The following is a 9557-nucleotide window of genomic DNA, read 5'->3' as shown; positions in this document are numbered from 1 at the left end:
GTGCACAGCAAGTCGCGGCCGGCGCCGCCCGCGATGGTGCTCGCCGACGGCAGGGTCACGACCGCGTGGAACGCGGCACGCCCGGCCGGTGCGACGCTGCCCGCGGCCCACGCGGTGCTCGCCGCGAGCCGGCCGGACCTGCTCGCCACCGCCTCAACCGGTGGAACATCAACGACCTCGCGCTCGACCTGACGCCCGGCGACAAGCCGAAGCCGGGGCCGATCGTCGCCGGCGAATCCGGGCCGTGGCGCGATCGGAAAGATGAGGACCGTTTCTGGTACGCGCCAACGGCAGCACTCGTCGCGCCGAAAGCCCAGGAGACCGACCCGGCCAAGAGCCCGTTCCGGTTCACGTTCCGCACGGTCGGGCACGGTCCGCAGGGCCGGCCGGCGCTGCAGGGACGGGTGCGGGTGACGCTGGAATGGGCCATGGCCGCCGACACCAAGGCGGAGTGGGAGCGGATGGGCTCACCGCGCGCCACACCGGTACCGGTCGAGCATCTGTCCGTGGAACTGCTTGTCCCCTACCGGGATCCGTCAGGTGCCGCGAAGGTACAGGCCATCCGGGCCGGCTCGGTGAAGCCGACGGACAGGGGTGTCGTGGCCACGATCGAGCTGACCGACGAGTGGGCGCGCGTGGCCTATGGCGCGCTGGCGGTGCCCGGCTTCCAGGAGCGCCCGGCTCAGGTGTCGGTGGCCTACACGTTCGGGGGCTGGGTGGCGGTTTCACCGGGCAAGGTGCACGGCGCGGCCGCACTGCATGTGGCCCCGGTCGCGACCGCGGTGGTGCGTGATCGGCCTTTGCCGGTGCCGAACCTTTCCGTGATCCGCCCACAGGTGATCATCCGGCCCGAAATCGTTGCCGCGCTGAAGAAACGCCGCTACGGGTGGCGTACCCATGGGCGCGCCCAAAACCTGGAGTTGAGCCTGCCCTGCGCCACCTTCGGCGCCCTCTATGTCGAGGAGACGGAGACGGGCCCGCGCGCGGTGGGCTGCCGGGAGGCCTATCAGTTGGGACAGGCGCCGAGCCGGATCTATGAGCGGGTGGACGTCGCCGCGGCACCGGCCGGTACCCGGGTGTTGCGCGTGCTGACCTCGCCCGGCCGGTTCGTCGTGGTGCCGGCGGCGTACCGGATCGGGCGTTACGAGGCTGGTGAGGCCGGGCGCGCGTACCGGCCCGCGATAACGCTTTACAGCACGATCGACGCCGACCAGCCCACGAATATCCAATGTGTCCTGTCTGCCGGCCTGCAACCCGACCTGCCGCCCGATCGCAGGCTGCGCATCGAGCAGGAGCTGCGCGCCAAACACCATCCGGAGCCGGTCATCGAGCACGTGACCGAGCTGCCCGCGACGGTGACGTTCGACTGGGCGCTGCCACAGTCGACCGGCGGCTGGGCGGCGCAGGTCAACGCAGTCCGGTCGTGGGACGGCTTCCACGTCACGGTGACGACCAATGCCGCGGGTATCCTCGCGCTGCAAGCGATCCTGGCACACAGCGGAATCCACGGGTCGGCCGGCCTGACCCTCGCCGACGGCACGGTGCTCGACCTCACGCTGGACCTGCAGCTGAGCAAGATTGTGGGGCCGTGGTCGACGGGCCCGGTCTCGGCGGCGCTGGACGGCTCGCAGGCCTTGCTGCGCAACGAAATCGACACCGAGGTCGCGGTGAGCGACATGATCGTGGTGGGCGCCGGCGGGGCAGTGGACACGGTGCCGGTGGAGGTCACCCTCGCCCCGCACGCGCAGCACAGCGTGGCGCTTGCCCAGGGTGCCACGCAGGTCATACCGGTGTCCTCGGTGCGCCCGACCCCCGCCTCGCTGGCGGAGATCCGCGCCTACGTGGAGGACATCTCCGTAGAGGTCATATTCGTCAATCTCGTGGACCTGGCCGCGCGGCAGCTGGACTCGATCGAGGTGACCGCCGGTATCCGCGGCCTCGGCGGACCGCAGAGTGCGGTGTTCACTGGCGACGGCACCGCGCAGCCGATGCGGTTCGTGCTGGCGTTGACCGCGCTCGCCGCCGACCCGGTGCTCGAATACCGGGTGACGCGCACCGGCGGACCGTCGGCGGGCACGGGAGAACTTCGCACGTGGCAGCTGAGCACACAGGGCCACGTCGTCAGCCTGACCTGGGAACAGATCAGCTAATGGGGAAACCTCACGGGTGGAAGGAGACTGCGATGGCCACAGGTTTTTCGCTCCATATTGGACTAAACTTTGTAGACCCCGTGCCCTGGGGCGGCGACTGGGGCGGCCCGGGCATGGAAGGCGAACTGTTCGGATGCGTCAACGACGCCAACGACATGCGCGCCATGGCGGAAGACCTCGGCTACCAGACGTCGATCCTGCTCAACGAGGAGGCGACCTCGGCCCGGGTGCTCGCCGAGCTCAGCGGGGCCGCAGCCGCACTCGCCGACGGCGACATCTTCCTGCTGACCTTCTCCGGCCACGGTGGGCAGGTACCCGACGTGGACGGCGACGAGGCGGACGCCAAGGACGAGACCCTGGTGCTCTACGACCGGCAGCTCGTCGACGACGAGCTGTATGGGATGTGGGCACAGTTCGCGCCCGGCGTCCGCATCATCATGCTCTCGGACAGCTGCCACAGCGGCACCGTCGCGAAGGTCCTCGCGGCCAACAAGATGCGGGCCGCCGCGCTGAAGGCCGACGTGCCCCGGGTCCTGCCCGAGATGCCCTCCGCGGCAACGGCTGCCGGTGCGCGAGGAGCAGAGGAGTCGGGCGAAATGAAGCCGAGTGTCGTGGCGCGGGCGCCCGAGGGCGTACCCACCAAGGAAGGCGTCAAGGCATCTCTCCTGCGCACCCGCAACCTGCCGATCCGCGTTCAGAACAGGAATGTGGCGGCCATGCGCAGTCTCTATGACACCGTTCAGTACCTGTCCGGCGTCAAGTCGCCGGCCGACGTTCCGGCCAGCGTGCTGCTCATCTCGGGCTGCCAGGACAACCAGCTGTCCGCCGACGGGGATCAGAACGGGCGGTTCACGCAGGAGCTGAAGGCGGTCTGGGACGACGGCACGTTCACCGGTGACTACCGCAGCTTCCACCGGGACATCCTGGACCGGATGCCACCCGACCAGTCACCGAACTTGTACGTGACCGGGACCCTGAGCGCCGAATTCGAGCAGCAGCGGCCGTTCGCCATCGAGTCGCCGCACCGGCCCGGTGGGGCAGGCGGGCCGGGCACCGCTCGCCCCGACCTCAGGCGCGGGGCGAAGGGCCAGGCAGTGCGGCATCTGCAGCAACGCCTGCAGGCGCACGGATACTTCGTGGACGACGATGGCGACTTCGGCCGCCGAACGGAAACCATGGTCCGCAAGTTCCAGTCGGACCACGGGCTCAGGGTCGACGGCATGGTCGGCAAGAAGACGTGGCAGCTGCTTGATGCCGAACCAGATTCCGGTTCCGGTGCCACCTCGGGCACGGCGACGGGCCGCCGGCCCACCCTCAAGCAGGGCGCGCAAGGGTCCGATGTAGAGCATCTGCAACGCCGGCTGATCGAACATGGATACTCATCGCTGCGTGTGGACGGAAACTTCGGTCTGCAGACGATGTCGGCGGTGCGCGGCTTCCAGCGGGCCAATGGTCTGAAAGCCGACGGCATCGTCGGCAAGGACACCTGGGCGGCGCTTGAGCAACAGCCCGCCTGGCTCTGACGCCCACGGCGAGGGCGGTGGCGTGGAGGCAGGATAACGAAACCGCGGACGGACAAGACGTCCTGTGCAGGATCCGGCTGCGGTCGTCGGCCGGGCCTCGACGCGGCGGATCATCGCATGATCCGCCGCGTCTCACACACGCTCCTAGCCGGACAGCGGAGACCAGATCGCCTTTGCGCTTCACCCAGCGGCACAAGCGTTGGTCACGTCTGGATAGAGTGGCTGAACGGACACTGCGCGCTGGCAGCGTTTCCCGCTGCGGCTTTAGAATTGCCAGCCGATCAGGTTCCACTGCCAAAGGAACCACGTCAGCGCCAGCAGGCCGGCGAGCAGCCCGATTTGGTGGATCCGGGAGACGACGCCGGCGGCCGAGCCGCGCCATCCCTTGACGGTCAACGCGATTGACGCGGCGCCCGTGCCCAGCGCCAGAAGGGGCAGGCAGAGCAGGAGCCGGAAGCTCAACGGCACGTTGTAGAGGAACTCGTCGGTGTTGCCGACCAGTGTCGCCAGCAGGTTCAGCAGGAAGATCGCGCCAATACCGGCCGCGCTCGCCGCAAGGATGCGCGCTGCTCGCCAGGTGGCGGTGAGCCCGCTTGGCCGGCGCCTGATCCGGCGGACCGCCCAGGCGACCGGCATCGCCAGTGCGGCGAGCGCCGGGATCGCATACGCCAGCAGGATCAGCAGGTTGAACGGTAGCTCCTCGCTGCGGGTCATCATCTCGTATGCCGGGCCGTCGGTGGCGGCATAGAGCCGTCCCCGCGAGCCGGCGAGAAACACCAGCCGGTCGCTGCCGTCGGTGGCGCGGTAAAGGCCATCCCCTTGTGTGGTCCATTGTTTCCCTTTGAAGCGGACGGTACCGTCGCCGTCAACCGTCAGCCGGGAGGGTCCGAGCACTGACGCCACCTTCTCCACTGTCGACTCGTTGTGCCGGGTCGGTTGGTAGAAACCGGCTCGTGGCGCGGCCACCGGCAGCGGCGCGGCGGCCGCCTCCGCCGTGCGCGCGGGGGCGTCTGCGGCCGGGGAGAAGTGGTCGAAGAACGCGTCGATGAACTGGGCGGCTCCGGCGCCGACACCGGTACCGTTCAAAGAAAGAAATATGCCGAGATCGCAGCCGGGTGCCAGCATCAGCATGCTGCGGAAGCCCTCCCAGCCGCCATCGTGGGTCAGGACGCGGTGGCCGTTGATGGTGCGCTCCTTGAAACCGTGGGCGTAACCGTCCAGCCGCGGGTCGGCGGCGAAGGACCGCTGGTGCATGCGTGCCGCCGTGGCCGGGCTCAGCACGCTACCCGGATGCAGGTGGGCGTTCATGAACCGGGCCATGTCGACTGCGGTGGCGCTGATCGAGCCGTCCGGCGGCAGGTTGTCGAACGTGAACGGAATCGGCTGTGGCGGGTCTGAGTCGGTGTTGTAGCTGCGCGCCAGGTCGGCCACGAGCGTGCTGGGCACAGGCTGCGCGGCGGTGCTGCGGCTCATCCCCAGCGGGTCGAGCAGATGGCGCTGCACATAGGCGTCGTATGGCTCGCCGCTCACCTCGGCGACGATGTGGCCGGCAAGCGCGGCACCGTAGTTGGAGTAGGCGGAGATCTCGCCGGGTGGCCGGATGCGTGCGGGCATGTGCTCGGCAAGATACCTGCCGAGCGGGGGGATGGCGGCGGCGCTGCGGGCGGCCACGTTGATGGAATAGTCCTCGAAGCCGGCGGTGTGGTCCATCAAATGCTGCAGCGTCACCGGCTGCGGGTAGATGGCCGGGATCTGGAAGCCCTTCAGGTATTTGTTCACATCCGTGTCCAGGTCGAGCCGGCCCGCCTCCACCTGCTGCATGACCGCGGTCCAGGTGAAAAGCTTGGTGATGGACGCGATCCGCACCAGCGAACGCGACGCGTCGAAGGCGACTGCGTCCTCGACGTTGGCCATCCCATAGCCCTTGGCGAATGCGGTCGACCCCGCGGAGACGACGGACACCACCGCTCCGGGTATCCGATCCTGGCGCAACAGCCGCGGCACGGCGTCGTCGAGGAACTCGGCCAACCCGGGTGTGCCGACAACAGCGCATTCCGGCAGTGGTGCCGCGTGAGCCGGAGCGGCCGCGACAACGGTCACGCATCCGATCAGGACGCCGAGGACGGCTCCGAAGTTGTTTGCTCGCATGCGCTCAGCCTGCGTGCGGTGGGCCGGTCGGCACATCACCGCGCGGTCGACGCTTGCGCTCGACAATAGTCGGACGTGACCGGCCGAGCACTCGACTAAAGTCGGATCTCCTCGCGGCCGTGGCATGCCTAGGCTGTTCGCTGTGGACATGACGCGCCTGCGGGCCCTGTCCGGCAACCCCCGCATGGTCGACGCGGCGCTCGTTGCCGCGTGCCTGTTCCTTACCGCGCTCGCGGTGAAGACGCCGTGGTCGACACTCCCGCTGACGGTCGTTGCCGTGGCCGGGGTCCTCGGCAGTGTGGCGCAGTGGCCCCGGCGTCGACGGCCCGTGGTGGCGGCGGTGGCGGGTACGGCCTCCTACGCGTTGTCGGGCAATCCCGGCCCGTGGATGATCGGCCTTTACGCGAGCGCGGCCCACCCGCCGCGGCGCCCGGTTTGGGGCTGGATAAGCGGCGTCGCCGGGTGGGCGGGTTTCTTCGCCCAGTCGTGGATCGACGGTGGCCGGCCGCGGCTTGACGACGCACTCTCCGCGTTGCTGGCCACGGGGTTCGTGGTGATGATCGGCCGGTATGTGGCAGCGCGGGGCGAACTGCTTTCGTCCATGCATGACCGGGCACAACGGATCGAGACCGAACGCAGGCTTCGCGACGAGCAGGCCCGAGCCGCCGAGCGGGACCGGATCGCCAGGGAACTGCACGACGTGCTTGCCCACAAGGTTTCGCTCATCGCGCTTTACGCCGGTGCGCTGGAACTACACGCCGGTGGCAGCCCGCGGCTACAGGAGGGCACCGCGCTGATCCGGGCGACGGCGCGCGAGGCGTTGCAGGAGATGCGTCACGTGCTCGGGCTGTTGCACGCCGGGCCGGAGTCGGCAAGGCAGCAGCCCAGTGACCTCGCGACGCTGGTGCAGGCGTCGATTCGGGCCGGTCAGCGGGTCAAGCTTCACCATCAGACCGGCACGCTGCCGCCCGCGACCGCGCGGACGGTCTACCGCATCGTCCAGGAAGGGCTCACCAACGCGCACAAACACGCTCCCGACGCACCGATTACCGTGGTGGTGAGCAATGACGACGGGAACGTGATGGTGAAGGTGCGCAATGGGAGCGGCGCCGCGGCGCCGATGGACCTCCCCGGTTCGGGCTCGGGCCTGGTCGGTCTGGCCGAGCGGATCCGGCTGGCCGGTGGAAGCCTGCGCAGCGGGCCGCTCGACGCCGAAGACGGTGCCGGATGGGAGCTGTGCGCGGTGGTGCCGTTGACGGGCGAGGCCCCGTGATCTCGGTGCTGCTCGCCGACGATGAGGCGCTTGTCCGCGCGGGTCTGCGCCTGATCCTCGAAACCGCCGACGACCTGACCGTGGTAGGTGAGGCCGAAGACGGCCACGCGGCCGTTGTGGCGGCGAAGCGCTACCGGCCAGACGTTGTCCTGATGGACATCCGCATGCCCCGCCTCGACGGGATAGCCGCGTTGGCGGAGATCCGGGCGTTGCCGGACCCGCCGGCGGTGATAGTGCTCACGACGTTCGACACCGACGACGATCTCTTCCAGGCGCTGGACGCGGGCGCGGCAGGATTTCTCCTCAAGGACACGCCACCGCCAGACCTATTGCGCGCCATACATATTGCTGCCGTCGGCGAGGCGATGCTGTCGCCCGCGGTCACCCGCCGGGTCATCAACCGGTTCACCGCACAGGACCGCACACCGCACCAGCGCGAGGCGCTCCAACGTCTCAGCGGGCTCACCGAGCGGGAGCGAGAGGTGATCGTCGAGATCGGACTCGGCCACGCCAACGCCGAGATCGCCAAGCGCCTTCACATGAGCGAAGCCACCGTAAAGAGCCACATCACGCACCTCTTCGAGAAGCTGACCGCGACCAACCGGGTGCAGCTGGCGATCGCGGCGTTCCGCGCCGGACTCGTCGAATAGGCAGCACGCGTTGCGGTGAATCGGCCTGTGCTGATCGCTGCCGCGATCCCAGGGTGTCGACCGGCTCGCCACCCCGCCATCCGGAGATCCGGCTGCAGTGGAACGCGAGTGCGACGCCGAACGTGTACTGGATCGAGTAGCGGTTCGCCGGTACAGCGAACGGGGAGCCGGATGTCGGTGCCGTCGGGTGGTGCTGTTCATTCCTCGCGACGTACCTGGAACCGAGGCATGCATACGAGTTCCAGGTACGCCCACGGCGTCAGGCGCTCGCGTCAGCCATCCGGTAGTTGCCCTTCACGATGATGAAGACGGGCTGGGCGGCGATATTCCAGCCGCAGCCACGGTCGGTGGGTGAGCCGAGGGAGAAGTTGAGCCGGTCCGGCGCTTCAGCGGCGCCACCGTTTCCGTTGTCCTCGACGCCGATCACGACGCTGTAGTCCTTCAGCCACCTGTTGGTCTCCTTGCGCGGGCCGCCGGACAGTGCGATCTTGCCGGTGAGAAACGCGATATTGCCGGTGACGGTGAGGCAGGTGACCCGGCCGGCGGCGTAGGTGCCGTCGGGGTAGGTGATCGTGAACCCTCCCAACGGGCCACTGTTGGTCTCATATGCGCCCAGGTACGCCGTTGGGGTGCCGAACTGGCCGAGCGTGCCCGTGCCGACCAGATAGTTGCCGCGCGCGATGCCATCGCCGGTGGCAGCGTAACCGGCCACGGCCGGGCCGGCCATCAGGAGCGTCGCGGCCATGGCCGCTATCGTCAGGATTCTGCGCATACGTGTCCTCGCCAAGTGTGGATGGGGTCCCGGCGGCGCCGGAGATGGATATCAGCCTGGAATTTGTATCCCGCAGGGCTGTCTGGACCAATAGGCCGACCGGCCGAGCGCAGCCGCAAAAGAGGCCAAACGCGATTACCGCCGCACTGACAGCGCTGCGGGCACTCTCGGCCATCGTGCGCTCTGCACACGCCCGCGTGTCCAGAGATAATCCGTTGCCGGTGGCCGGCATCGGAGGGAGTATGACGCGCATGTCGCTGCCCACGCCCACGCTGGACACGGCCCGCCTTCGCCTGCGCCCCTTCGACGACGCGGATGCGAACGACCTCTTCGCGATGCACAGCAGCGCTCACGTGTTGCGCTACTGGGACGCGCCGCCGTGGAGCGAACGCAGGCGCGCCGAGCAGTTCATCGCGGCTTGCCGGCAGATGGCAGACGGGGGCACCGGGGCGCGGCTGGCCGTGGATCGTGCCTCCGACGGGGCCTTTATCGGCTGGTGCAGCCTGAACCGGTGGAATCCGGACTACCGCAGTGCATCGCTGGGCTACTGCTTCAACGAGGCGGCCTGGGGCCACGGCTACGCGACGGAGGCCGCGCGCGTATTGCTGCAGTGGGCATTCGACACTCTGGACCTCAATCGCGTCCAGGCTGAGACCGATACACGCAACGTCGCGTCTGCCCGCGTGCTGGAGAAGCTCGGGTTCGTTCGTGAAGGGACGTTGCGGGAAGACTGCGTCGTGAACGGCGAGGTCTCCGACTCGTGGGTCTACGGGCTGATCAGGCGGGAGTGGCGGCCGTCGTCCGGGGCGGAGTGGGTGCCCAAGGAGGGCAGCGCCGATACCGTGGCGGCGGCGTGGTGACGGGTTGGGCTGTAGCACCCCGGGTTTGGCGGTGTCGCCGAGAGAGCAGGAGCCGCTGGGTTAGGTCGGACGGGTGCAGCCGGTAGGCCCGCCCGCGGCCACGTGAAGGGACGGCGAGGATCACCTATTCGCCTTGGCCGACCCGAGCCGGCTCCAAATCGGTCTTGACCCGCTCGTTCAG

Annotated in this window: 7 protein-coding genes; 5 read left to right on the top strand and 2 right to left on the bottom strand. The window is 68.7% G+C overall.

What is annotated here, in order from left to right:
* Together DM816_RS08580 and DM816_RS08575 are read left to right on the top strand one after the other, a co-directional pair.
* Positions 1-2150 (top strand): hypothetical protein (locus DM816_RS08580; RefSeq protein ID WP_211588597.1); only part of this gene is annotated, 2150 nt, incomplete at its 5' end.
* Between the two features lie 32 nt (positions 2151-2182).
* Positions 2183-3673 carry a peptidoglycan-binding protein gene (locus DM816_RS08575; RefSeq protein ID WP_117209610.1) on the top strand — a complete coding sequence of 497 codons (1491 nt, stop codon included), beginning with the start codon at positions 2183-2185 and terminating at the stop codon, positions 3671-3673.
* A gap of 264 nt (positions 3674-3937) precedes the next feature.
* Here the strand turns inward: DM816_RS08575 and DM816_RS08570 are convergent, their stop codons facing one another.
* Complete coding sequence (locus DM816_RS08570) at positions 3938-5821, bottom strand: serine hydrolase domain-containing protein (protein ID WP_162907252.1); 1884 nt, start codon at positions 5819-5821, stop codon at positions 3938-3940.
* A 148-nt stretch (positions 5822-5969) separates the two neighbouring features.
* Here DM816_RS08570 and DM816_RS08565 point away from each other — a divergent pair, with 148 nt between their 5' ends.
* Together DM816_RS08565 and DM816_RS08560 are read left to right on the top strand one after the other, a co-directional pair.
* Complete coding sequence (locus tag DM816_RS08565; RefSeq protein ID WP_246001718.1) at positions 5970-7094, top strand: sensor histidine kinase; 1125 nt, start codon at positions 5970-5972, stop codon at positions 7092-7094.
* Complete coding sequence (locus DM816_RS08560; RefSeq protein ID WP_117209607.1) at positions 7091-7744, top strand: response regulator; 654 nt, start codon at positions 7091-7093, stop codon at positions 7742-7744. The genes DM816_RS08565 and DM816_RS08560 overlap by 4 nt, the downstream gene beginning before the upstream one ends.
* Positions 7745-8003: 259 nt before the next feature.
* Here the strand turns inward: DM816_RS08560 and DM816_RS08555 are convergent, their stop codons facing one another.
* Positions 8004-8489 carry a hypothetical protein gene (locus tag DM816_RS08555; RefSeq protein ID WP_117209606.1) on the bottom strand — a complete coding sequence of 162 codons (486 nt, stop codon included), beginning with the start codon at positions 8487-8489 and terminating at the stop codon, positions 8004-8006.
* A 278-nt stretch (positions 8490-8767) separates the two neighbouring features.
* Here DM816_RS08555 and DM816_RS08550 point away from each other — a divergent pair, with 278 nt between their 5' ends.
* On the top strand, positions 8768-9376 hold the full coding sequence (locus tag DM816_RS08550) for a GNAT family N-acetyltransferase (RefSeq protein ID WP_117209618.1): 609 nt from the start codon (positions 8768-8770) through the stop codon (positions 9374-9376).
* Positions 9377-9557 lie beyond the last annotated feature (181 nt).

This window comes from Allorhizocola rhizosphaerae (assembly GCF_003426775.1).
GTDB lineage: Bacteria > Actinomycetota > Actinomycetes > Mycobacteriales > Micromonosporaceae > Allorhizocola > Allorhizocola rhizosphaerae.
The sequence above is the reverse complement of the archived record's forward strand: the minus strand, read 5'-3'. Positions and strand labels throughout refer to the sequence as shown.